This window comes from Kitasatospora sp. NPDC057940, from assembly GCF_042887425.1.
Classification (GTDB): Bacteria; Actinomycetota; Actinomycetes; order Streptomycetales; family Streptomycetaceae; genus Kitasatospora.
On record NZ_JBHVPH010000009.1, the window covers coordinates 214,853 to 238,007 of the forward strand.

Sequence of the window (23,155 nt, forward strand, 5' to 3'; positions counted from 1 at the left end):
ATCGAGGAACCACCGATGTCGGAGACCCGTGCCGACGCCCGCACCCCGCTCGACCGCACCCCGCAGTGGGCCGCCCTCGGCAAGCACCGGTCCGCGCTGGGCGAGACGCACCTGCGCGAGCTGTTCGCCGCCGACCCGGAGCGCGGCCGCCGCTACACCCTCCAGGTCGGCGACCTGCACGTGGACTACGCCAAGCACCTGGTCACCGACGAGACGCTGGAGCTGCTGCGCGAACTCGCCGCGGCCACCGGCGTCGCCGAGCTGCGGGACGCGATGTTCCGCGGCGAGAAGATCAACAACACCGAGCACCGCGCGGTCCTGCACACCGCGCTGCGCGCCCCGCGCGGTGCCGTGATCGAGGTCGACGGCGAGAACGTGGTGCCCGCCGTGCACGCCGTCCTCGACAAGATGGCCGGCTTCGCCGAGCGGGTCCGCGGCGGCGAGTGGCGCGGCCACACCGGCAAGCCGATCCGCACCGTCGTCAACATCGGCATCGGCGGCTCCGACCTCGGCCCCGCGATGGCCTACGAGGTGCTCCGCTCGTTCGCCAAGCGCGACCTCGACGTCCGCTTCGTCTCCAACGTGGACGGCGCCGACCTGCACGAGGCGGTCCGCGACCTCGACCCGGCCGAGACGCTGTTCATCGTCGCCTCGAAGACCTTCACCACCATCGAGACCATCACCAACGCGGTCTCGGCCCGCGACTGGCTGCTCACCGGGCTGGGCGCCGGCACCGAGGCGGTGGCCAAGCACTTCGTCGCGCTGTCCACCAACGCCGAGGGCGTGCGGGACTTCGGCATCGACACCGACAACATGTTCGAGTTCTGGGACTGGGTCGGCGGTCGCTACTCCTACGACTCGGCGATCGGCCTCTCGCTGATGATCGCCATCGGCCCCGACGCCTTCCGCGAGATGCTGGACGGCTTCCACCTGGTCGACGAGCACTTCCGCACCGCGCCGCCGGAGCAGAACGTCCCGCTGCTGCTCGGCCTGCTCGGTGTCTGGTACGGCGCGTTCTTCGACGCCCAGGCGCACGCCGTGCTGCCCTACTCGCACTACCTGTCGAAGTTCACCGCCTACCTCCAGCAGCTGGACATGGAGTCCAACGGCAAGTCGGTGACCCGCGACGGCTCGCCGGTGACCTGGCAGACCGGCCCGGTGGTCTGGGGCACCCCCGGCACCAACGGTCAGCACGCCTACTACCAGCTGCTGCACCAGGGCACCAAGCTGATCCCGGCCGACTTCATCGGCTTCGCCAAGCCGGTCGCCGACCTGCTCCCGGGTCTGGTCGCCCAGCACGACCTGCTGCTGGCCAACTTCTTCGCCCAGACCCAGGCGCTGGCCTTCGGCAAGACCCCGGAGGAGGTGGCGGCCGAGGGTGTGCCCGCCGAACTCGTCCCGCACAAGACCTTCCAGGGCAACCACCCGACCAGCACCATCCTGGCCGCCGAGCTGACCCCCTCGGTGCTCGGCCAGCTGGTCGCGCTCTACGAGCACAAGGTCTTCGTCCAGGGCGCGATCTGGAACATCGACTCCTTCGACCAGTGGGGCGTCGAGCTGGGCAAGGTGCTCGCCAAGCGGATCGAGCCGGTGCTGCTGACCGGCGAGGGCGCCGAGCAGTTGGACAGCTCCACCGCCGAGCTGGTCGCCCGCTACCGCGCGCTGCGCGGCCGCTGAGCCCCGGTCGGGCCGTCCGCTCCGGCGGGCGGCCCGGTCCTGTTCGCTCGTCCGCTCGTTCGCTGATTCGCGCGGGAAACGCCGAGAGGCCCCTTGCTTTCGCAAGGGGCCTCTCGGCTGTCTGTGCGCCGCCAGGGACTCGAACCCCGGACCCGCTGATTAAGAGTCAGCTGCTCTAACCAACTGAGCTAGCGGCGCCTGCTGACAGAGAAGACTTTAGCAGCGCCCGGGGTCCGCGCCAAAATCGAATACCGGCCGTCCGCCGTTCACCCCCCGGTCACGGCGGCCGCGCCGGCCGGCACGGCCGCAGCCGGCTCCCGGGCCGCCCGCACGCACGCCCACAGCACCACCGAGGCGCCCGGCAGCCACGGCTCCCGGTCCTCCGGGGCGACGATCCACCGGCCGGAGCCCAGCCCGGGGGAGTCCGGGCCGTTCACCATCCGCTGCACCGGCGGCACGGTCACCGCGTCGCCCTTGCCGTGGCACAGCAGGGGCGGCACGTCCCGGGCCCACTCCTCCCAGGCCAGCAGCCGGCGCAGCCGGGGCCCCGCGCCGGGCTGGACGAACAGCAGCGTCCGCCCCCGGTAGGAGGCGACCGGCCCGCAGCCCGGCCCGGAGGCCCACAGCTCGTCCAGCACCCGGCGGCCGAACAGCGACGGCATGCTGATCACGTCGAAGGCGCGCCCGCAGGGCAGCACCGAGGGCGCCCACGGCCGGGCCTCCCAGAGGGCGCGCATGCTGCGCGGGTACTCGCTGGCGGAGGCGAGCCAGGCCTCGCCGGCCACGGTGACGTACTCCACCGACTGATACGTCCAGATGTCCACGGACAGCAGCCTGTGCCGTCCGCGGGCCGGACGGGAGGGAAAGCGCGGTTTGCCGGACAGGACGACGGGGAACGGCGTACCCTTCCCCGCTCGCGCATATGCCAGCGGCCGATGCCGCAGCGTCGCAGCGCCGGAGCACCGGGGCGCGGCGCTCCGGTGCCCGTGCCCGGCTGCGCTCAGTCCTCGTGGCGGCGGGGCTGGAGCAGCCCGCGGCCGTACTCGATCATCTTGGCCGCGTAGTCGGGGGTCCAGTCCGCCCGCTGCGCGATCTCGGCGTCGGACAGCGCGTCGAAGCGGCGCGGGTCCGCCAGCTGTGCGGCGGCGACCGCCTGGAAGTCGGTGGCCCGCTCGGCGGCCGTCCGGAAGGCCAGGGCCAGCTCGGTGGAGCGGCGCAGCAGGTCCGCGGGGTCGTCGATCGACTCCAGATCGAAGAATCGTTCCGGCTCCGGTTCGGCGGACTGCGGCTCGAACAGCAGCTGCACCGGACGCAGACGCCGCGCGGGGTCGGCCTGACCGCCGTGGTCGGACGCCTTCGTGTGGGAGTCGGGCATGAACGGACACCTCCGGGTCTCGGTGGGGGTGGGCGGCGGCTGCTCCGGGCCGCGCCGCACGGCCGTGGCCGCCGTCCATTGTCGCGCGGCGGCGGCCGGTAACGGAACGGTGCGCGTGCGGGCGCTATTCCCCCGCACGCGCCGGGGTCGCGCTACTCCTTCGGGTGGTCGGGTGCGTGCGGTGGCGCCGGGGCGCCGGGGCCGTCGTTGTCCCGGGTGTTCCAGCGATCCACCACCCCAGGGAGAACCCATGCCCCTACGCAAGGGCCTCGCGGCCGGACTCCTGCTGATCGCCCCGGCCCTCGGGCTGGCCGCGGCACCTGCGGCCCGGGCCGCCGAGACGACCACCGTGGTGACCGGGCCGTGGAGCGGCCCGGGCGGCTGGTCGACGGCGACCTGCCCCCAGGGCTCCCACCTCACCGGGGGCGGCTACGCCTTCCGGCCCGCCGCCTCCGGCGACGCCGTCCTGGTCAACGCGCCGAACCCCGACGACCCGAGCACCTGGGCGGTGCGGGCCGGGCACGGGAGCGTCCAGGCCTACGCCGCCTGCGAGACCGAGACCGAGACCGAGACCGAGACCGAGACCGAGGCCTGACCCGCCCGGCGGCTCAGCCCAGCCGCACCCGGTGGCCGCTCAGGTGGTCCAGCACCTGATGGTTGGCCTCCCATCCGTCCGGGAAGGCGACCGGGACGCCCAGCTGGACCGGCTCGGTGGACGGGTGCTCGTCCAGCAGCGCGCCGATCCCGGCCCGGGCGACCACGATGCAGGCGTGCCGGTGCCGGGAGGCGAGCACGCACAGCCGGCCGGTCTCCAGGTGGAAGGCCGTCGCGTCGGGCCGTCCGGACAGCGGGTGCAGCACCACCGTGACGTCGTACTCGCGGCCCTGCAGCCGGTTGGCGGTGTCCACCGTGACGGCCGGGCCGGCCGCCTGGTCCACCGGGACGCCCACCTTGAGCAGGGCGGCGCGGACGGCCGCGGCCTGGTCCCGGTGGGCGGTGCCGACCGCGATCCGGTCCGCGGTGAGGGGCGCCTCGCCCTGTTCGGAGCGGGCCGTCAGCCCGCGCTCCAGCAACCGCCGGACGGTGGCCGCGACGGCCGCCACCGCCTGCGGATCGGTCCGCACGGTGTGCCGGGCGGGCAGCTCCAGCAGCGCCCAGCCGTGCTCGGCGGCCCGGTCGATCGCGGCGTCCAGCGCGCCGCCGTCCGGCCGGACGGCGGCGCTCAGCCGGCGGTCGTCCGGGCCGGTGCCGGAGCGGAACGGCGTGTACGGGTAGAACGCCCGCGAGATCAGCGGCGCCGCGCTGGCCGGCAGCCGCCAGGAGACCGGCAGCCGGTGCGGCTCGATCTGCGGGTTGTGCGCCAGCATGGTGACCACGGCGCTGCTCGACGGGTCGTACGACAGGCCCGCCCACTGCTCGGTGCCGACCACGGTGAACGGGTCCAGCTGGCCCGGGTCGCCGACGAACAGCGCCCGCTCGAACAGCCGGGCCACCGCGAGCAGGGCGTCCGAACGCATCTGGTACGCCTCGTCGACGATCGCGTGCCGCCACGGCGCCTCGGCCCGCACCCACTGCCACTTCGCCGAGGTGGAGACCACCACGTCGTGCTCGACCAGCTCGGCGACCTTGTCGGAGGGCGTGACGTTGGCGTGCTTCAGCACCTCCGGGCCGGGTCGGGCGTCGGCGGCGTGCAGCCGGCCGATCGTCAGGTCCGGTGCCTTCTCGGCGAGTCGGCCGACCAGGTCGTCCACCTGGCCGTTGGTCTGGGCGACGATCATCAGCCGCTCGCCGGCCTCGACCAGCTCCCGGGCCGCCCGCACCACCAGCGTCGACTTCCCGGCGCCGGGCGGGGAATCGACCACCACGCCGCGCGGGGCGCCGGCCGCCGGGTGGACGGTCGCGGCCAGGATCCGGGCCACGGCGGCGTCTGCGGCCGCGCCCGGTGCCTGCTCGGCGCTCGACTCGGCCATCATTCCCACTCCTCGGAGACGGACGGGGCGGGTACGGGCGCGGGTGCGGCGCCGGGCGGGCCGCCGTGCGTCCACGGGGTGTCGTCCGGCTCGGGCAGCGGCGCGGACTGGCGGACCGTCAGCTCGAACAGGGTGAAGGTGACCGGATCGCCGGGCTCGGGCAGGCTGCCCGGCTCGGGCTCCTTCCGGCGTCCCATGCCGGACAGCAGGCGCAGGGTGATGGTGCCCCCGGCCGGGTCGACCGCCGCGATCTCCGCCTTCTGCGGGGACCGGCCGCCGCCGGCCTCCGGCTGGGGGGAGCCCCATACCCGGTGCGCCTCCCGCCCGAGGTCCGCGTGCGGGCGGTCGGCGGTGCGCAGGGTGATCAGCGGGCGCGGCTTGGGGGAGCGGCCAGTGGTGTCGTAGTCCGGCACCACCTCGGTCACCACGCCGCTGAACGCCTCGCCGGACAGCCGGTGTTCGGCCATCGCCAGCGGATCGTCCAGCGCCTCCTGGACGTCCAGCCGGGTCTGCTCGCGCTCGCGCTGGGCGAGCTTGCGGGCGGCCGTGACGGCGTCGTCCTGCCGCGGCTGCGGCGGCTCGCCGGCCGCCAGCCGGTCCCGGTGGCCGGTGTAGGACCAGCGGTCGCCGGTCCAGCGTTCCGCCAGGTGCCCGGCGGGCGGCAGCCCGCGCAGCAGGTCCAGGCCGCGCCAGACGTCCCGCCAGGTGGGCAGCAGCACGGCCGCCAGCACCTCGCGCAACTGCTCGACCGCCGCCCGGACGGCCGCCCGGGCACGCTCGGCGGCGGCCTCGTCGCGCTGCTCGGCGCTGTGCTGAAGGGCGGCCGTGGCGGTGTCGTAGCGGGCGATCGCCGGGGCGAGCACGAACTCGTCGAAGCGCGGATCGGTGGCCGGGCCGGCCGGCGGGTGCAGCAGCTGCCCCCGGTCGTCCCGGGCGGACTCGGCGCGCTCGGCCGCCTCGGCACCGGTCAGGCCGTCCGGCGGGGCGTGCCAGGCCAGGTGGGCGGCCAGGTGCTGGTCCTCCAGATGGCTCTGGCCGGTGGCCCAGTGCCGGGCCAGCAGGCCGGTCATCGGCAGCAGCAGGCTGGTGCCCGGCACCTGGGCGCGGTCGGTGAGGTGGGTCAGCCAGCGGCCGAGCAGCGGCACCCGCACCGGCGCGGGGTACGGCCCCGGCTCGTCGTCCTCGACCGTGCGGCGGAACCGGGTGGAGCGGCCGAGCAGGGCCAGGTGCCGCACGCCCGCGCCGTTCGGCACGATCAGCTGCGGCGCGTCGGCGCACAGCTCGCGGAACACCTGGGTCTTCTCGCCGGTCTCCGGATCCTTCTCGGAGCCCTCGATCTGCTCCACGTCCTCGGCGAAGGACTCCAGGTACGGCAGCAGGTCGGCGGCCAGCTCGGCCAGGAAGTCGAACCGCAGGGTGCGGTTGAGCGGCTGCGGCACCAGGTGCAGCCGGGGTGCGTCCCGGTCGGTGCCCAGCAGCACCGCCAGCGGCGCTCCGGCCTCACCGGCGGCCGTCAGCGGCACGAGAATCATCGGGCGGTCGGACAGGTGCCGGTGCCGGACGGTGGCCAGCGGCTCGGCCCGCCCGCTGCGGACGGCCTCCAGCCGGGCGAGGGTGGTCAGCAGGCTCATGCGCCCGCCCCCGCCCCGGGCCCGCCGCGTTCGCGCACGGCCGTGCTGCGCCCGCTCATGCGCGGCCCGCCGTCGGGGTCTTGCCCAGCGCCTCGGCGCGCAGCGCGGCCGCGTAGGCCAGCCGCTCGGCCGCCTCGTCCACGTCGGTGTCGGTGTCCGCATCGGCGTCGGCGTTCTCGTCCACGGCGGCGGTGCGCTCAGTGGCGGCGATGCCGGCCTCGGCGGCGGCCAGGGCCCGCGTCACCGTCCGGATGCTGCCCAGTTCGCCGCGCACGCCCCGGCCGAGCTGCTCGACCCGGTCGTCGCAGCGGGCCCGGGCGCGGCAGTGGAAGCCGAGCTCGCAGGTGGAGAGGCAGTCCGGGCCGTACGCGGCGGGCACCGCCTCGACCGAGGCGGTCAGCTCCTCGGCGGAGCGGGCCGGCACGCCCTCCTCGTCGGCCGCCAGGTCGAAGTCGGCGCCCGCCGGCAGCTCCGCCAGCAGCCGGTCGATACCGGTCATCCGGCTCAGCTGGCGGCGGGTGGTGGCCAGTTCGCGGCGGACGTCGACGGCGACGGCCGTCGGCCGGTTGCCGAAGTCCTTCGGGCAGACCAGCAGCACGCTCGACCGGGGGCTGCCGGGCAGCCGCTGCTCGGTGTACGGGTCGACGTCGAGCGGGTGGCCGGCCAGCGCGGCGGCCGTCCGCTGGAGCGCCAGCACGTACACGGCGGCCTGGCGGGCGGCGGCGCCGACCTTGGCCGGGTCCGCGCCGCCGTCCAGCACCGGGAAGGACTTGATCTCGACCACCGTGCACCGGCCGCCGTGCACCACGATCGCGTCCGGCTCCAGGTAGGCGGTGCCGCCCGCCACGTCCAGGCGCAGCATCGGGTGGTCCAGCAGCGTCCAGGCGTCCGGGTCGGCGGCGGCCCGGGCCAGCGCCTCGACCGTCCGGTCGGCCCGGACGGCGGGCCCGGAACGGTGCAGCAGGTCCGGCACCTGCAGGGGGGTGCCGCCGTCCGCGGGGACGCCGAGGTGGCCGCGCAGCGGCTCCAGCAGCGCGGCGTAGTCGTCCGCCTTCAGCCGGGACTCGAAGATCACGCCGCGGGCGATCGCGAACGGGGACTGCCCGAACGGCGCGGGGCGGCCGAGCCGGGCGGCCAGCGTCGACTTGTCCACCCCCGCGGCGTCGAGCACGGCGCGGCGGTGGCAGCCCGGATTGGCGGCGAGCGCGGCGAGGGAACGGGCGTTCAGGCTGCGCTGCGGCGCGGGACCGCGCAGTTCGGCGAGCCGCTGGGCGAGCGGCTCAGCGTGCCCGGTGGACGGGACGTTCGTCGAGACGTTCATGGTGCGGCCCAGTGTCGCACCCGGGTCCGACAATGCGGTGCGGACCGGCCTGTTCCGGCCTGAACCGCGCGTGCGTGACAGGTGGGGACACTCCGCGACCCGGTCGGCCCGGACACCGAGGCCGTTTTCGGCCCGCCGCCGCCTCCGGACCGTTTCGGCCCGCCGCCGCCTCCGGACCGTTTCGGCCCGGCCCGCGATCGTGCCCGCCGTCCGGGTGAGGGATCATGGAACCCGGTGCTCAAGGGTGAGACCGACCGTTGCCACCGCCCCGCTGCGAGGAGCCTGCCATGCCCGCCCGAATCGTGCTGGTCCGCCACGGCGAGACCGAATGGTCGGCCACCGGCCGCCACACCGGCCGCACCGACATCCCGCTGACCGAGGAGGGCCGGGCGATGGCCCGCGCGCTCGGCGCCCGCCTCGCCAAGGCCCCCTGGAACGGGCTGCCGGACGCGCTCGTCTACACCAGTCCGCTCGGCCGCGCCAAGGAGACCTGCGCCCTGGCCGGCTTCGGCGACCGGGCGGTGGACCGCCCCGAGCTCCTGGAGTGGGACTACGGCCAGTACGAGGGCCGCACCGGCGCGGACATCCGCGCCACCGACCACCCCGGCTGGCTGATCTGGCGCGACGGCGTGCCCGGCGGCGAGAAGCTCTCCGAGGTGGCCGCCCGGGTGGACGCCTTCCTCGCCGGCCTCAACGAGGAGCACGGCGTCCCCGAGCCGGACACCACCGTCATGCACTGCGCGGACCGGGACGTCGTCCTGTTCGCGCACGGCCACCTGCTGCGCATCCTGACCGCGCGCTGGCTGGGCCTGCCGCCCGAGTTCGCCCAGCGCTTCAAGCTCGGCACCGCCGCGCTCTGCGTGCTCTCCTGGGAGTACGGCGCGCCGGCCGTGGAGGTCTGGAACGACCTCTCCCACCTGGAGGGCCTGACCGCCGGTCACTGACGGTCGGTCAGGACACGTGCCTCAGGCGGCCGCCGCCTGGTCGTACCCGGCCAGGAAGTGGCGCACCTCGGTCACGGCGGCGTGCGGGCGCAGCCGTTCGGCGGTGTCCGCCAGCATGCTCCGGATCCGGGCCGAGCGGACTTCGCCGAACAGCGCCACGGCGGCCGAACCGTGGTGCGCCGCACCCGCCAAGTCGCCCCGGCCGAGCCGGTCGTGGGCCAGCTCGGCGGTGTACAGCACCCGGTTGCGGACGAAGTGCGGCTTCTGCAGGGCTATGGCCAGCGCGGCCTGCTCGCTGGCGCGGTCCCAGTCGCCGAGTGCGGACCAGCACTGCGACTGCAGGCCGGCGATCTCCGCCTCGCCGAAGAAGGACATCCACTCCGGATCGTCCTCGGAGCGGCCGCGGCCGAACAGCGTGTACGACCGGGCGATCGCGCGTTCGCAGGCGGCGCGGTCCTGCAGCAGCGCCCAGCCGCCGGCCTCCCGCATGGCCAGCAGCGCGAGCAGCCGGGGGGAGTCCAGTTGGCGGGCGGCGACCTGCCCGGCCTGGGCGGCGCGCAGCGCCTCGCGGGGGCGGCCGGCGTCCCGGGCGAGGAAGGCGCTGTTGCAGAACACGTGCGCCTCCAGTGCGGCGTCGCCGGCCATGCGGGCGGTGGCGAGCGCCTCGGCGTAGAGCGAGCGGGCGTCCGCCAGCCGGTTCGAGTCGTGTGCCAACCAGCCCACCGAGATGGCGAGTTCGCCGGCCCCGGCCTGGAGCCGGCGTTCGGTCTCCGCGCTGTACTCGCCCTCGTTGAGCAGCAGGTAGGCGGTGCGCAGCGACTGCCCGGCGCGTTCGAACAGGGTGTCGCCGCCGTGCGCGTCGTCGGCCAGCCGGATCTCCCGGACGGCCTCCTCGACGCCGAGCACCTCGGCGGCGCCGACCTTGCGGGGTGGCGGTACCGGCCCGGGGCGGCCGGGCACGAAGGCGCCGGGGCCGGGCTCGAACAGCACCGGTGCGGCGGGGTCGGCGGCGGCACTGCCGGTGGCCGCGGCGGCGGCCACGGTCGGCCGGTCGATGCCGATCACGGTGGCCAGCGCGGTCGGGCCGCCGGCCAGGAACGTACGGCGACGCACGTCGTCGTTCTCCTCGTCGAGATAGGGCGATCCATCGGGCCCCCGGGGCACCGCGACGGCCTTCGGCCACGGGGGCCCGGTCGGAGCGGCTGGATCCGCGTACGGCGAGGCAGCGTACGGGAGTTGAGTGGAGAGTGGTGAGCGCGGGGCGGGCGGGGGCGGGAACGGTGGGTGGAGCGGGGGGGCTTCGGCCCTCCCGTCGGCGCCGTCCGCCGGGCGGCGGCGGACGGCGGTCCGGGGGGAGAAGCCGAGTTCGGTGAGCGTGCGATCCGGCCACATGTGCCGGAAGACCCGCTCGTAGGCGTAGTTGGGGCAGCGGATCTCACCGGATTCGACCCGCCCGACGTAGCGGGCGTCGCAGGAGACGTGCTCCCCGATCTCCCGGGCCGCCCGGCGCACGGCCATGGCGAACTCGCCGGGTGAGCGGTCGCCGCGCAGTGCGCGCATCACGGCGTTGGGTGACGGGCGGTTCGGCTCGGCCGGTGGGGTGGCTGCCATGGTGCGCTCCGTGGTCGTGCGGAGGGTGGTGGTGCGGGCGCGCGGCCGGCGGCGCCGGAGGTGCGCGGGTGTCGGGTGCGGGGGCGAAGTGCGGGTACGGTCCGGGTGTCGGCACGGTGGTGCGCGACGGTGCGGGAACGGCCCGGTGTGGCCGGTGGGGTCGTCGTGACCCGCCACCGACAGTACCGGGCGTGACCGGTCGACCACAGCCGGTTCGCGGGAGATGTGCCCCCAATTCGGTATAAAGCGGGCGTGGTTGCGGGTTATCCGCCATGAAATGCCATGCCTTGCTGTAAGGCGCCCCGTGGCCTGCGAGGTGTCAGCGGCGTTGTCCTGATACGTGGAAGCCCAGGCCGTCGCCCCGGCCTGCCGTCCGTCCCCGCGGCCCCCACCTCCCGGGTGGCGGCGCTTCCGACCCGACGAGGTACAGGAGGGCCCATGATGGCCACCGGACTGCCGCAGTACCGACCGGCCGCCGGCGGCGTGCTCGCCGGCGCCGCCCCCGCCCTGCTCCCCGACCCGGCCGACGACCGGTTCCCCGGCAGGGGCCCGGTCGAAGGCGGCCGCGCCCCCCGCGGCGGCCGGCACCCCGGCCACCGCCTCGGCCCCGGACCGGACCAGGACACCCTCGTCACCACCTGCGACACCGTGACGGTCGCCCTGCGGCACGGCCTGGAGGCGGTGGACATCCTGCGGCTGCGCAGGGCCTGCGGGGCCGTCCTGCAGAGCCGCAACGGCAGCACCGTCACCTTCCTCGTCCCCGCCGGCACCAGCGAGACCTGGCACTTGCCCGGCAGTTCCTGTACCGCCGGCGCCCTGCTCCCGACCGCCACCGACCCACGGTGGGTGATGCCCCCCTCCGGCGCCACCTGCGCCGCCCGCCCCACCGACGCCTGGGTGCTCCGATCCGCCCTCTGCGAGGCCGCCTGCACGCTCACCGCAGGCGGCCTCGGTCCGTTCTAGCGGGCGTGCCGTGCGGATCCCGCCGGGCCCGCGAGCCTGGCCCGCCCCTCCGGCCGGATCCACCTGGCACGCCCCCCCGAACCTCTCCGACCTCCCCCTGACCTCCCTGACCAGCGGGGCCGCCTCGCCCGGCGGCGATAATGGCGGTCATGGGACGAAGCAGCAGAGCAGCCCGGGGCACGGGCCGCGGCACCGAGCGCGACACCGGGCCGGACGTCACCGGCCCCGGCGGCCGCACCCACGCCCAGGGCCCGCTCACCCGCGCGGTCGGCTCCGGCCTCGCCGAACTGCGCCCCGACCGGGACCGCCCCGCCGCCTGGTCGCTGCTGATCGACGGCGCCCCGCAGTCCATGGTCGACCTCGCCGACCCCACCCACCTCGGTTTCGAGTACCAGCGTCGGCTCGGCCACCTGATCGACCTGGTCGCCCCGTCCGGCCGCCCGCTCACCGTGCTGCACCTCGGCGGCGGCGCCCTCACCCTGGCCCGTTACGTCGCGGCCACCCGGCCCCGCTCCCGCCAGCAGGTCGCCGAGATCGACACCGCGCTCACCGAACTCGTCCGCACCGAGCTGCCGTTGGAGCGCAGCTGGCAGATCAAGGTGCGCGGCGCCGACGCCCGCAGCGTGCTCGAACGCACCCCCGAGGGCAGCGCCGACCTGGTCATCACCGACGTCTTCTCCGGCGCCCGCACCCCGGCCCACTGCACCACCGTCGAGTTCACCGCCCTCGCGGCCCGCGCCCTCGCCCCCGGCGGCTGGTACGCGGCCAACATCGCCGACGGCTCGGCGCTGCCCTTCGCCCGCTCCCAGATCGCCACCCTCGGCGCGGTCTTCCCCGAACTGTGCCTGGTCGCCGACCCCGCCGTCCTGCGCGGCAAGCGCTTCGGCAACCTCGTCCTCGCCGGCGCCCACGCACCCCTCCCGATCGCCGACCTCACCCGCCGCGTCGCCTCCGACGCCGCCCTCGGCCGGGTCGAACACGGGCCCGCCCTCACCGCGTTCGCCGCCGGGGCCGTCCCCGCCACGGACGCCACCGCCGCCCCCTCCCCGGCCCCGCCCCCGGGTGTCTTCCGCTGACCTCCCGGTTGGCCTCCTGGCCGACCACCGGCGGGGCTGCCCACCGCCGCCTGAAATCCCCTGACGGCGATCCGGCTTGCGGCTGACGATGGCGGTCGCCGCCCCGGCCTGCGCCGGCCCGGCATCCCGACTCCGGTCCGGACCCGGAGCCGTTCCGGCCGGCGAGGAGTGCGACCCGGATCGGCAGCACGTCCGGTTCGCCCCCGGGCGTGCACGTCCGCGGCCGGCGCGGGAACCGTCGCCAGGAGCGTGAGCCCGGTCAGTGCCCGCGCGGCAGGCCGCGGTGCTTGCACATGGCCGCGCCGGTCAGCAGCAGCCCGGCGGCGATCGGCGCGAGGACGGCGGTCGCGGTGGCGGACCCGTCGCCCACGACCGTCACCGTGGCGGTGTCGGCGAGTACGAGGGTTTCGGACGGCTGGGCGGGTGCGCCGGGCCCGACCGGCGGGGCGATGGTGGCACCCGTCCGGTCACGGCTGGTGGCGGGCCCGGCCGCGCTCCGCCCGTCCGGGGCGGTGGCCTCCTGGACCGGGGGCGCGTCGGCCGCCCCGGACGGGCGGGTGGCGGCGGCAGGTGCGGCCGAGCGGCCTCCGGTGGCGCCGGACCGTGCGGCGGCGGGGAGTTCGGCGGGCCCGCCCTCCCGGGAGGCGCGGGTCTCGGCGGGGCGGCCCTGGGCGGGGACGGTGTCGACCAGGCCGGAGGCGATCGCGAAGGCGTCGGGGACGGCGGCCCGTTGCCCGGGCAGGGGGAGGCCGCCGGCCCGGATCCGGTCCTGGAAGACGCTGCCGACCGCGTCGGTGGTGCCGTCGATCCCGGCGTCGGGGACGGCGCCGGTCAGTTCCCCGACGAGCCCGGGGGAGGGGCGGTCGGCCTCCTCGGCCGCCGGGCGCCCGGGGTCGGCGGAGCGCTCGGCCGACGGCCCGTCGTACGCGGGCCGCCCGGCCTGGACGAGCCGGCCGGGCGCCGGCCCGGAGGCCAGGGTCCGGAGGACGGCGGGTCGGGTCTGGTCCGGCAGCGGGCCGGCGGAGGCGTCCTGCGCGCCGAAGCCCCCGAGTTGGAGGAGGAGGGCGCCGCCGGCGGCGAGGACGCGGGGCAGCCACCGGCCGATCGCGCGCCGTGCGCCGACGCCGCGGGGGGCGGGTTCCTGGGGCTTGGTCGCGTGATTGGCTCGCATGTGAGTTGAGAACGAGCGGACGGGTCGTGAGGTCACGCCCGCCGTCACGGACAGTCATCGTACGGGTGGCCCCGGGGCCGGGTCGCCCGGGGCCACCGGCCGTGGCGCGGTCAGGAGTTGGGGCGCAGCGTCCAGGTGACGGTCATCACACCGGTGACGGCGCCGTCGGCGCGGGTGATCTCGACGGTGACCGGGAACTCGGGGCGGCCGCCGGCGTCCAGCTCGGCGACGACCTCGGCGGCGGGCCGGCCGAGGACGGCGGTGGCGGTGACCTCGCCCATGGCGAGCTTCTTGTAGGCGATCTCGGCGTTCACCGCGAGCGGCACGGCCCGGGAGAGCTGGTCACCGAAGGCGGCGAGCACGATGCAGCCGCTGGCAGACTCGGCGAGGGTGAACATCGCGCCGGCGTGCGGTCCGCCGACGTGGTTGTGGTACTCGGGCTGGTCGGGCAGCCGCAGTACGGCGCGGTCCGGGGTGGTCTCCAGGTACTCCAGCTTGAGGGTGCGCGCCATCGGCACGGTGGAGTCGAGCAGCTGGCCGATCGAAGGTGTGGTCATGGCAGGAATGTTACTAGCCGGTAGCTTCTGGCGGCAGGCCTGCACCGGGAAAACCCGAACCACGGTGGAGAGTTGAGGGAACGCGAAAACGCCTGAGGGGCCGATCTCTCGAAGAGATCGGCCCCTCAGGCTCTGGGGTGAGTGACGGGACTTGAACCCGCGGCCACCTGGACCACAACCAGGTGCTCTACCAACTGAGCTACACCCACCATCTGTCCGGCTCGTTCCCGCTTCCGCGTTCCCGTTCCGACAGGAAGAACTCTACAGGATCCGAGAGGGTGCTCGCGCCAGGCTTTCGCCCGGGCGAACGCGGGCACCTCCCCCGGGCTCCTCGGGTCAGCCCTCCGGGGCCTGGTACTTCTCGGCGATGGCGCGCGCGGTGTCGGTGTCCGGCCCGGGCTGCGGGACGAACACCGCCTCGCGGTAGTACCGCAGTTCGTCGATGCTCTCGCGGATGTCGGCGAGCGCCCGGTGGTTGCCGCCCTTCTGCGGGCTGTTGTAGTACGCCTTCGGGTACCAGCGGCGGGCCAGCTCCTTGATCGAGGAGACGTCCACGATCCGGTAGTGCAGGTGCTTCTCCAGGGCCGGCATGTCCCGGGCGAGGAAGCCGCGGTCGGTGGCCACCGAGTTCCCGCACAGCGGCGTCCGGCCGGCCTCCGGCACGTGCTCGCGGATGTACGCGAGCACCCGCGCCTCGGCCTCGGCCAGCGTCACGCCCTGCTCCAGCTCCTCCAGCAGGCCGGAGGAGGTGTGCATCGCGCGCACCACCTCGGGCATGCCCGCCAGCGCCTCCGCCGGCGGGCGGATGATGACGTCCACACCCTCGCCGAGGATGTTGAGCTCGGAGTCCGTCACCAGTGCCGCGACCTCGACCAGGGCGTCCTGGTCGAGGTCGAGGCCGGTCATTTCACAGTCGATCCATACCAAACGGTCATTCACACAACTCACCCTACGGCGCGATCACGCGCCGCGGGGACCGGCGGAGCCGAGCGGGGCTCCGGGGCACAGCCCTCGGCCTGGTGCTCCTCCGCGCCGCCGTGCGGGCCGTGGCCGTCCGGCCGCTCGCCCTCCCGCCCGGTCCGGACCGCGTGACCGTCCCGGGTCGGACGGGCCTCGCGCGCCGCCCGGGCACTGTCGGTCGCCGCCGCCCGGCCGCCCTGCGGACGGGCCTGCGGCACCCGCGCCTGGCGACCCCGGAGCTCTCCGGCCCCGGTCGTCGGCTGCCCGGTGGGGGCGGGGGCCGGCACCCGGCCGCTCGCCGAGCCGTGGCCGCGGGCGGAGCCCGCCGCGGCACCCGGTTCGTCCGCGGGCCGTTCGACCGCACTGCGGTGCCCCTGCCCCTGGCCGCGCGCCCCCGGCTGGGGGTGGCCGTCCTCCGCCGCCGCGTGCTCCGCGGTGCGCGGTGGACGCCCCGCCCCCGACCCGGCCTGCGGCGGCACCAGCGGCGACCGCACCGGACCGCGCCCCGCACCCTGCTGCCCGGGGTGCGGCTGCTGTGCGGCCTGCTGGTGCGGGTACGGCTGCCCGGCCCGGGCGTGGAAGGACCGGTCGGCCGGCGTCCCGGCCTGCCCCGGCGCGAACGGGCCGGGCTGGCCGTGCGGGCCCTGCTGCCCCGCCGCGGCCGGCGACGCGCCGTGCGGCAGCGGCTGGCCGTGCGGGCCGCCCTGCGCCGGTGTGCCGTTCCCGGCCGGGAACGGGTACGCGGGCTGCGCACCGTGCTGGCTGCCGTGCTGTGCGCCGTGCTGCGTGCCGTGCGACCCGCCGAACAGCGCCGCGCCCGTCGCCGACCCGGCCGTGGCCGCCGCGTGCGGAAGGGCACCGGGCAGCCGCAGGTCGCCGCCGTGCGGACCGGTCGGCACCGCCGACTGCGGCCCGGGCCGGCGCGCCCGGTAGCTGGTCCGGTACGCGGCCGGCGAGACCCCGAGCTGGCGGCGGAAGTGCCCGCGCAGCGCCACCGGCGAACGGAACCCGCACCGGCGGGCGACGTCGTCCACCGACAGCTCCGAGGTCTCCAGCAGCCGCTGCGCCTGGAGCACCCGCTGGGTGATCAGCCACTGCAGCGGCGCGCTGCCGGTGAGCGTGCGGAACCGCCGGTCGAAGGTGCGTCGGCTCATGTACGCGCGGGCCGCCAGCACCTCGACGTCGAACTGCTGGTTGAGGTTCTCCAGCGCCCAGGTGACCACCTCGGCCAGCGGGTCGTTGCCGATCTCCTCCGGTAAAGACTGATCGATGTACTGGGCCTGCCCGCCGCCGCTGCGACGGCTCGGGACCACCAGGCGGCGGGCCAGCGCGTTGGCCGCCTCGGCGCCGTGGTCGCTGCGCACCACGTGCAGGCACAGGTCGATGCCGGCGGCGGTGCCGGCCGAGGTGAGCACGTCGCCGTCGTCGACGAAGAGCTCGCGCGGGTCCACGTGCACCCGGGGGTAGCGCTTGGCCAGCGTCGGCGCGTACATCCAGTGGGTGGTCGCCGGGCGGCCGTCGAGCAGGCCGGCGGCGGCCAGGACGAAGGCACCGGTGCAGAGCCCGATGATCCGCGCGCCCTCGTGGTGGGCCTTGCGCAGGGCGGTGATCGCCTCGACCGGCGGGGGCTGCGAGATCGAGCGCCAGGCCGGTACGACGATCGTGCCGGCCCGGGCGAGGGCCTCCAGGCCGTACGGAGCGGACAGGGTGAGGCCGCCGGTGGTGGCGAGCGGGCCGTCCTCGCCGGCGCAGACCAGCAGCCGGTAGCGCGGCACCCCGGCGTCCTGGCGGTCGACGCCGAAGACGGACAGCGGGATCGAGCTCTCGAAGATCGGGGCGCCGCCGAAGATCAGCACCGCGACGGTCTCCCGGCGGCGGCGGCCGGAGAGCTTGCGCGGGGCGGAGACCGTCATCGGGGTCGACGAGCCGTTCGCGCCCGGGCCGCCGCCGTGGCCCAGCGGGCCGTGGCCGGGGGAGCCCAGCGGGAGGCCGGCGAGCGGGCCGCCCAGGGAGCCGGTGGGGGCGCCGTTCAGGCCAGGAGTGCCGTTCGCCCCGTTCGTGCCGATCGCGCCGTTCGTCGCGCCCGTCCCCGGGTAGCCGGGGTAGGCCGGGAAGTCGGCGCCGTAGGCCTGCGCCGGGCTGACGACACCTCGGCTGACGGCCTGTCCGGAGTGCGACTGCTGGCCGCCATGCCCTGCTCCGCCGTGTGCTGACCCGCCGTATGCCTGCCCGCCGTACGCGGGACCGCCGTACGTCTGCCCGCCGTGTGCCGCTCCGCCGTGCTCTGCGGCCGCCGCCGGGGTGCCGGTGGCGGCGGTGCCGGTGGAGGGCACTGTGGGGTACGAGGAGTGCGAGGCGGCGCCCGGGGTGCCGGAGTTGCGGGTGGTGGCCGCGGTCGCGGAGGTGCCGGTGCTTCTCGCGGACCGAGCCGCGATACCGGCCGCCGCCTGGCCGCTGTCAGGACCCGCGTCGCTCCTGCTCACCCTGCTCAAGGCGCTCAAGCCCCCTCGGTGGTGTGGTGTGGGTGGTGCGGCACTGCTCGCCAAGATCGAAATCTATCGGGTTGACCATTGCCGTTGTGACAAGTTCACCATCCGACGCTATGTCGACATGGCAATTTGGCGTGATGCATTCGATCACGAAGCGTGGCACCCGTCGACCCTTCTGGGAAGAGGGCCGGTGCAACGGTGGCTGGTTGTCGCGGGGCCGGTCCTGGGGCGTCCGGCCCGCGCGCGCCCGGTCGGTGGGTCTGGGCTGCGGATTTGCCCAAGCGGGAGGGATTGGCGCGAAATTGACCGAAAATCGGCGGTGCACGAGAGGGCGCACGAAATGAGCTCGTGCGCCTCCCAGGCTTCATCCGGCCAGGGCCGGGGCGGCGAAACAGGGGCGTGACGTCCGGGTTACCGTCCTGCCGTGAACACCAACAGCCGGCTCGAACAGGCCAACGACAACGCCGCCGCCTTCTGGCTCGCCCAAGCCCGCGTGCACGGCTGGCGGTTCCGCACCCGCCCGGGCTTGACGGCGGTCCGCTGCGCCCGCACCCCGGAGGACTCGCACCGCTTCGTGGTCACCAGCCCTTATGTCGAACCATCACTGGTGGAAGGGGAGTTGGCGGACCTCCTGAAGGAGTGGGAGACCATCTGCTTCACCCTGGAGGACCCGTACGGCGCACTCGACCTGACCAGGTTCGGCGCCACCCGGATGCCGGTCATGCCGGTGATGGCCCGTGAACCCGGCCCGGTCGACGGCGTCCCGGCCGTCCTCCCCTTCCTCTCGGAGGCGCACGGCGGAGGATCCCTGACGGTCGATGAGGTGCTGGACGGCGATGCGTTCGCGCAGGTCGAGCGTGCGATCGTGGACGGCTTCCCGCTGCCCGCCCGGCAGCCCTGGACCCGTGGCGACGCGCTCCCGGAACAGCTCCTGCGCGAACCCGGGCTCCGGACCTGGCTGGGCCGCGTCGACGGCGCCACCGCCGGCACCTGCCTCACCTACGACGACGGCCGGGCCACCGGGGTGTACTGGGTCGCCACCCTGCCCAGCCGGCGCGGCCAGGGCGTGGCCCGCGCCGTGCTCCAGACCGCCCTGGCCCATGCGCACCCCGACCGCCCGGCCACCCTGGTCGCCACCTCGCTCGGCGAACCGCTCTACCGCAAGCTCGGGTTCACCGAGCAGGCCCGCACCTGCTGGTGGACCCGGACCTCCGCGCACGGCTGACGGCCGGGCCGCCCCGCGGCGGGTCGTCCCGAGGCGGTTCGTCGCCAGGTGCGGGGCGGGTCGCTAGTCGCGGTGCGGGGCGGTGCGGTGCGGTGGGGCGGGGCGGGGCGGGGTGTGTGAAGGGCGTGCGGGGTGGGGTGTACGAGGTGGCGCGCTTTCCAGGGGGGGCCGCTACGGGGCGGCCGCCGCCGGTGCCACGGCGAACGTGGTCCGGGCGGGCCCGGCCCCATCCGCCGCCGTGCGGACGGCCGTTGGGCGCGCCACCGCGACGGGGCGCAGCACGCTCGCCCCAGGGTCCGTCGCCGGGCCCGCGCCGGGGATCAGGCCAGGACGGCTGTCGGCGACCACGGCAAACTCGCCGGTTCGGTTTCGGACATCCGACCCCGCCGTCGAACCATCGGGGGCACTCGCCGTTCCGGCGTTCACGGCGGCAGGCGCGAACGGGCCGTCAGGGGCGGATTCCGTCAGCCGTGCGCCGGTCCGCGCGCTGGTGAGCGCCCCCGCGCGCACCGGCACCCCGGCGGACCGCCGCTGGCCCGGCCCGCCCGCGCGCAGGCCCGGCCTGGCCGACGGCGCGCCGCGTGCGGCGAGCACCTGCCCGACGGCCTCCGGCAGGCCGGCCGCCTTCAGCGTCGGCCGGTAGCCGATCTCGGCCCAGGGCCGGCCGTGGTGCAGCCAGACGCTGCGCAGGCCGGCCAGTTCGGCGCCGGCGATGTCCGCGGGCGCGTGGTCCCCGACCATCCAGGTGTGCGCGGCCCACGTCCCGGTGGGTGCGACGCCGCACCGCTGGGCGGCTATCTCGAAGATCAGCGGATCCGGTTTGACGCAGTCGGCCTCCTCGGAGATGACCCAGCCGTCGACCAGCGGCCCCAGCCCGGTCAGCCGGATCTTCTCCAACTGCGGCCGGGTGCCGCCGTTGCTGACGATGCCGAGCGTCCACCCGGCCGCCCGGGCCGCCCGCAGCGCGTCGACGTGTCCGGGCGGGCAGTGGATGTGGGAGTTGATGCCGCGTCGGTAGTGGGCGAGCAGGAACTCGGCGGAGACGTCCAACCCGTAGCGGCGCCGGACGGCGGACAGTACGGTGCTGCGCGGCACGTAGCCGCCGCCGTCGAGGGTGACGAACCAGTCGAGGTCTCCGGGCGGCAGGTCGCGCTCGGACAGGAAATCCTGAGCCCAGGCCCGGAAAGCGGCGTCCCTGGGGAGCAGCGTGTTGTCGAGGTCGAACAGGAGCAGGGGCATGCCGAGCATGGTGCCAGCGGCCGCGCCTATGCACCTGGCAAATGCCAGACCGCGTCGCGAAGCCGTACGTAGTGGCTGAAACGGGTTCCAGGACCCGGCATACGGGTGGGTCCGGGCGGGCCGACTGAGGCTGGCGGGACGTGACGGTTCGCGACGTGTCGCAACGGATCGTCGCCGATCCATGACAGTCCGGTCACGGTGTCCGGCAGGCCTGTTGCGTCACCCGGTCCGCTCAGTCAAGCTCCAGGGAACCTCCTTTCTGGAGGGGGCGCGTGGCCTGCGGGCAGGGCGCACTGCCGACGGCGGGCGCATCCCCCTTTCGCGGGAACAATGCCGCTCCGAGGCCTCACCGCTGGGCTGGGCCTCACACCCGTCGTACTCTGAAAGGAACAGGTCACATACGGTGCTGCGCGGCGCAGACCGACGTCATCCCGTGGGCGGGCCTGCTGCCCGGGCGGCGTTGTCCTCTCCTGTCGGCCCCTCTCCCATGAAGAGCCGTGAGCCATGGCTGGTTTTGAGTCCTTCCGACCGGTGGAGCCGGACGCGCCCCGCAACGCGGGCGCAGACGCCGGGGACGACGGCGGCCGCGCGGACCTCGCTCCAGCCGACGGCGACGCCGAGGCATCGGGTCGCCTGCCCGCCAGCAGGCAGGCCGATGGCCAAGCCGAGGGTGGCGCCCAGGCCGACGAGCCGGGCTGCGTACCGGCTGACGAGCACGGGGGCGAGCGTGGGGGCGAGCGGCCTGATGACCGTGTCGACGAGCACGCAGGAGAGCGGGTTGTCGGTGAGAGGGTTGCTGGCGAGCGGGTTGGCGACGCCGCCGCCCAGCGAGCCGACGAAGCCGACGAACCGGCCGGCACCTCGGGCGTCACTGGTACCGCCGATCGCACCCCGGGCGCCGAGGAAGCAGGCCCGGAGCCGGGCGCTCCCCGGGGCCTCGTGCGCGCCGTGCGCGGCCTGGTCCGACGAGGCCGCCTTGCCCGGCACGACCGTCCAGGGCCTCGCCAGCGGCGTGGCGGGCACCCGGCCGACCCCGGAGGGTCTCCGGTGACGGGCCGCCTGGGCCCGGGCGCCGAGCGCCCGGAGGCGTCCGGCCTGCCCGGCGCACACACTGGTTCGACGGCCCGGGACGCGTCCGCACGCTCCCTCGACCCGGTCTTCCAGCACGGCGTGGTCGTCGGCTTCGACGGCTCCCTGTCGAGCGAGCGCGCCCTCGCGTACGCGGTGGGCATGGCGCGCCGTTCGCAGTGCGGCCTGGTGATCGTGCATGTCGCCAACCGCCTGCCCGCCACTGTCTGGGCAGGCTGTGAACCTCCCGTCTTCGTCGACCTCCCCGACCACCGGACCGAGGTCCTGGGCCTGGAACTCGCCTGCGCGGACTTCCTCGCCGGGGTGCCGTGGATCCTGATCGAGCGTGGCGGCGACATCTGCCACGAGATCGAGGAGGTCGGCCGTGAGTACGCCGCCGACGCGATCGTCGTCGGCACGACGCACGGCCTGCTCGGCAAGATCTTCGGCTCGGTCTCCGGGCGGCTGGCGCGGCGGGCCAACCGCCCGGTGATCGTGATCCCCTGACGCCCCGTCGGGCGCGGCGTGTCCGCGCCCCCGGAGAGGTCTCCCCGTGGTCGGCCGATGGCATCGGCCGCTACTGGCGTCGACCGCTCCGCCGGCGCCGGCCCGCCCCGCCGCGTCGGGCGCTCCTCAACGCCGCCTGAGGAGCGGGGTGTTGCTCCGGTGGGGCCGGATCAGAACCCGGCGCCGATCTCCCGGGCGATGAGCATGCGCTGAACCTCCGATGTGCCCTCCCCGATTTCCAGGATCTTGCAGTCGCGCCAGAAACGGGCGACCGGGAACTCGTTCATGAAGCCGTACCCGCCGTGGATCTGGGTCGCCTCGCGGGCGTTGTCGACGGCGGCCTCGGACGAGTACAGCTTCGCGATCGCGGCCTCCTTCTTGAACGGTTCGCCGTGCAGCAGCCGGGAGGCGGCGTCCCGCCAGGCCAGGCGGGAGGTGTGGGCGCGCAGCTCCATGTCGGCGAGCTTGAACTGGATGGCCTGGTTGGCGCCGATCGGCCGGCCGAAGGCCCGGCGCGTGCCGGCGTACTTGACGGACTCGTCGACGCACCCCTGGGCCAGGCCGGTGGCCAGGGCCGCGATCGCGATGCGGCCCTCGTCGAGGATCCGCAGGAACTGGGCGTAGCCTCGGCCACGCTCGCCCAGCAGGTTGGCCGCGGGAACGCGGCAGTCGGTAAAGGACAGTTCGCGGGTGTCGGATGCGTTCCACCCGACCTTCGAGTACTTCTTCGATACCTGGAACCCCGGGGTCCCGGTGGGCACGATGATGGAAGAGATTTCGCGCGTTGGCGAGCGGAATTCGCCTTCTTCACTCGAACGAGCGATCGGTTCCGTGAGTGCGGTGACGGTGACCAGACCGGTGATGTCCGTGCCGGAGTTGGTGATGAAGCACTTGGTGCCGTTGATGACCCACTCGTCGGTGGTCTCGTCGTACCGCGCGGTCGTGCGGGTCGCACCGGCGTCCGAGCCGCCCTCGGGCTCGGTCAGGCCGAAGGCGCCGAGGAGTTCGCCGGAGGTCAGTCGGGGCAGCCACTCGCGCTTCTGCTCCTCCGTCCCGAACCGGTGGATCGGCATCGCGCCGAGCGAGACGGCCGCCTCCAGGGTGATCGCCACCGAGGAGTCGACCCGGGCGAGTTCCTCCAGGGCGATGCCCAGTGCGAAGTAGTCGCCGCCCATGCCGCCGTACTCCTCCGGGAAGGGCAGGCCGAACAGGCCCATGCGCCCCATCTCGCGGACGATCTCGTAGGGGAACTCCTCCCGCTCGTAGAACCCGCCGATCTTCGGCGCCACCACGTCCTGGGCGAACTCGGCGACGGTGCGCCGCAGGTCCTCGTACTCGCTGCTGAGCCGGTGGTCGAACACGGTGATCCTC

At 75.2% G+C, this 23,155-nt stretch carries 19 protein-coding genes, 2 tRNA genes and 1 pseudogene; 7 read left to right on the forward strand and 15 right to left on the reverse strand.

Annotation, left to right across the window (positions count from 1 at the left end; translation table 11 throughout):
- Nucleotides 1-15: 15 nt before the first annotated feature.
- Nucleotides 16-1,677: a glucose-6-phosphate isomerase gene (gene pgi / locus ACFVTF_RS17435; protein WP_387814350.1), complete on the forward strand. Its 1,662-nt coding sequence runs from the start codon at nucleotides 16-18 to the stop codon at nucleotides 1,675-1,677.
- A 124-nt stretch (nucleotides 1,678-1,801) separates the two neighbouring features.
- Here the strand turns inward: pgi and ACFVTF_RS17440 are convergent.
- From ACFVTF_RS17440 to ACFVTF_RS17450, 3 genes are all read right to left on the reverse strand, one after another.
- Nucleotides 1,802-1,875, reverse strand: a tRNA-Lys gene (locus ACFVTF_RS17440).
- 68 nt (nucleotides 1,876-1,943) lie between these two features.
- Nucleotides 1,944-2,501 (reverse strand): bifunctional DNA primase/polymerase, encoded by a 558-nt coding sequence (locus ACFVTF_RS17445; protein ID WP_063349288.1) that lies wholly within the window; start codon nucleotides 2,499-2,501, stop codon nucleotides 1,944-1,946.
- 176 nt (nucleotides 2,502-2,677) lie between these two features.
- Nucleotides 2,678-3,052 (reverse strand): hypothetical protein, encoded by a 375-nt coding sequence (locus tag ACFVTF_RS17450; RefSeq protein WP_363583584.1) that lies wholly within the window; start codon nucleotides 3,050-3,052, stop codon nucleotides 2,678-2,680.
- A 250-nt stretch (nucleotides 3,053-3,302) separates the two neighbouring features.
- Here ACFVTF_RS17450 and ACFVTF_RS17455 point away from each other — a divergent pair, with 250 nt between their 5' ends.
- Nucleotides 3,303-3,647, forward strand: a complete 345-nt coding sequence (locus tag ACFVTF_RS17455) for a hypothetical protein (protein ID WP_387814353.1) — start codon at nucleotides 3,303-3,305, stop codon at nucleotides 3,645-3,647.
- A gap of 13 nt (nucleotides 3,648-3,660) precedes the next feature.
- On the opposite strand, the gene ACFVTF_RS17460 is transcribed toward ACFVTF_RS17455, so the two are convergent.
- From ACFVTF_RS17460 to ACFVTF_RS17470, 3 genes are read right to left on the reverse strand one after another with little or no spacing between them, the layout of a single operon-like run.
- Complete coding sequence (locus ACFVTF_RS17460; RefSeq protein ID WP_387814355.1) at nucleotides 3,661-5,025, reverse strand: AAA family ATPase; 1,365 nt, start codon at nucleotides 5,023-5,025, stop codon at nucleotides 3,661-3,663.
- Entirely contained in the window at nucleotides 5,022-6,653 is a 1,632-nt protein-coding gene (locus tag ACFVTF_RS17465; RefSeq protein WP_387814357.1) for a hypothetical protein, read from the reverse strand. The genes ACFVTF_RS17460 and ACFVTF_RS17465 overlap by 4 nt, the downstream gene beginning before the upstream one ends.
- Nucleotides 6,654-6,708: 55 nt before the next feature.
- Nucleotides 6,709-7,974 (reverse strand): hypothetical protein, encoded by a 1,266-nt coding sequence (locus tag ACFVTF_RS17470; protein WP_387814359.1) that lies wholly within the window; start codon nucleotides 7,972-7,974, stop codon nucleotides 6,709-6,711.
- A 287-nt stretch (nucleotides 7,975-8,261) separates the two neighbouring features.
- Between ACFVTF_RS17470 and ACFVTF_RS17475 the strand changes: the two genes are divergently transcribed.
- Nucleotides 8,262-8,918, forward strand: a complete 657-nt coding sequence (locus ACFVTF_RS17475; RefSeq protein WP_371518874.1) for a histidine phosphatase family protein — start codon at nucleotides 8,262-8,264, stop codon at nucleotides 8,916-8,918.
- A 21-nt stretch (nucleotides 8,919-8,939) separates the two neighbouring features.
- Here the strand turns inward: ACFVTF_RS17475 and ACFVTF_RS17480 are convergent, their stop codons facing one another.
- Entirely contained in the window at nucleotides 8,940-10,529 is a 1,590-nt protein-coding gene (locus ACFVTF_RS17480) for a tetratricopeptide repeat protein (RefSeq protein ID WP_387814361.1), read from the reverse strand.
- 438 nt (nucleotides 10,530-10,967) lie between these two features.
- Here ACFVTF_RS17480 and ACFVTF_RS17485 point away from each other — a divergent pair, with 438 nt between their 5' ends.
- Both ACFVTF_RS17485 and ACFVTF_RS17490 read left to right on the forward strand, forming a co-directional pair.
- Nucleotides 10,968-11,492 (forward strand): hypothetical protein, encoded by a 525-nt coding sequence (locus ACFVTF_RS17485; protein WP_371518879.1) that lies wholly within the window; start codon nucleotides 10,968-10,970, stop codon nucleotides 11,490-11,492.
- Between the two features lie 140 nt (nucleotides 11,493-11,632).
- Complete coding sequence (locus tag ACFVTF_RS17490) at nucleotides 11,633-12,568, forward strand: spermidine synthase (protein WP_371518882.1); 936 nt, start codon at nucleotides 11,633-11,635, stop codon at nucleotides 12,566-12,568.
- Nucleotides 12,569-12,827: 259 nt separating this feature from the next.
- Here the strand turns inward: ACFVTF_RS17490 and ACFVTF_RS17495 are convergent, their stop codons facing one another.
- The 5 genes and pseudogenes from ACFVTF_RS17495 to ACFVTF_RS17515 all read right to left on the reverse strand — a co-directional run.
- Nucleotides 12,828-13,739, reverse strand: a complete 912-nt coding sequence (locus ACFVTF_RS17495; RefSeq protein ID WP_387814363.1) for a hypothetical protein — start codon at nucleotides 13,737-13,739, stop codon at nucleotides 12,828-12,830.
- A gap of 110 nt (nucleotides 13,740-13,849) precedes the next feature.
- A complete protein-coding gene (locus ACFVTF_RS17500; RefSeq protein WP_371518886.1) occupies nucleotides 13,850-14,296 on the reverse strand; it encodes a DUF4442 domain-containing protein in 447 nt (148 codons plus the stop codon).
- 133 nt (nucleotides 14,297-14,429) lie between these two features.
- A tRNA-His gene (locus ACFVTF_RS17505) sits at nucleotides 14,430-14,505 on the reverse strand.
- 127 nt (nucleotides 14,506-14,632) lie between these two features.
- Entirely contained in the window at nucleotides 14,633-15,235 is a 603-nt protein-coding gene (gene orn, locus ACFVTF_RS17510) for an oligoribonuclease (protein WP_063349299.1), read from the reverse strand.
- A gap of 931 nt (nucleotides 15,236-16,166) precedes the next feature.
- Nucleotides 16,167-17,169 (reverse strand): annotated as a pseudogene (locus ACFVTF_RS17515) (helix-turn-helix domain-containing protein); the annotation flags it as partial.
- A 1,000-nt stretch (nucleotides 17,170-18,169) separates the two neighbouring features.
- On the opposite strand from ACFVTF_RS17515, the gene ACFVTF_RS17520 reads away from it, so the two are divergent.
- On the forward strand, nucleotides 18,170-18,970 hold the full coding sequence (locus ACFVTF_RS17520) for a GNAT family N-acetyltransferase (protein ID WP_387814366.1): 801 nt from the start codon (nucleotides 18,170-18,172) through the stop codon (nucleotides 18,968-18,970).
- 171 nt (nucleotides 18,971-19,141) lie between these two features.
- Here ACFVTF_RS17520 and ACFVTF_RS17525 read toward each other — a convergent pair whose 3' ends face one another.
- Nucleotides 19,142-20,209 (reverse strand): HAD-IA family hydrolase, encoded by a 1,068-nt coding sequence (locus ACFVTF_RS17525; RefSeq protein ID WP_387814368.1) that lies wholly within the window; start codon nucleotides 20,207-20,209, stop codon nucleotides 19,142-19,144.
- Nucleotides 20,210-20,635: 426 nt separating this feature from the next.
- The gene (locus ACFVTF_RS17530; RefSeq protein WP_387814370.1) at nucleotides 20,636-21,232 is read right to left on the reverse strand and encodes a hypothetical protein; all 597 of its coding nucleotides are present in this window, start codon (nucleotides 21,230-21,232) and stop codon (nucleotides 20,636-20,638) included.
- A 72-nt stretch (nucleotides 21,233-21,304) separates the two neighbouring features.
- Between ACFVTF_RS17530 and ACFVTF_RS17535 the strand changes: the two genes are divergently transcribed.
- A complete protein-coding gene (locus tag ACFVTF_RS17535) occupies nucleotides 21,305-21,784 on the forward strand; it encodes a universal stress protein (RefSeq protein ID WP_387814415.1) in 480 nt (159 codons plus the stop codon).
- A gap of 170 nt (nucleotides 21,785-21,954) precedes the next feature.
- On the opposite strand, the gene ACFVTF_RS17540 is transcribed toward ACFVTF_RS17535, so the two are convergent.
- Nucleotides 21,955-23,145 carry an acyl-CoA dehydrogenase family protein gene (locus ACFVTF_RS17540; protein WP_371518894.1) on the reverse strand — a complete coding sequence of 397 codons (1,191 nt, stop codon included), beginning with the start codon at nucleotides 23,143-23,145 and terminating at the stop codon, nucleotides 21,955-21,957.
- Nucleotides 23,146-23,155 lie beyond the last annotated feature (10 nt).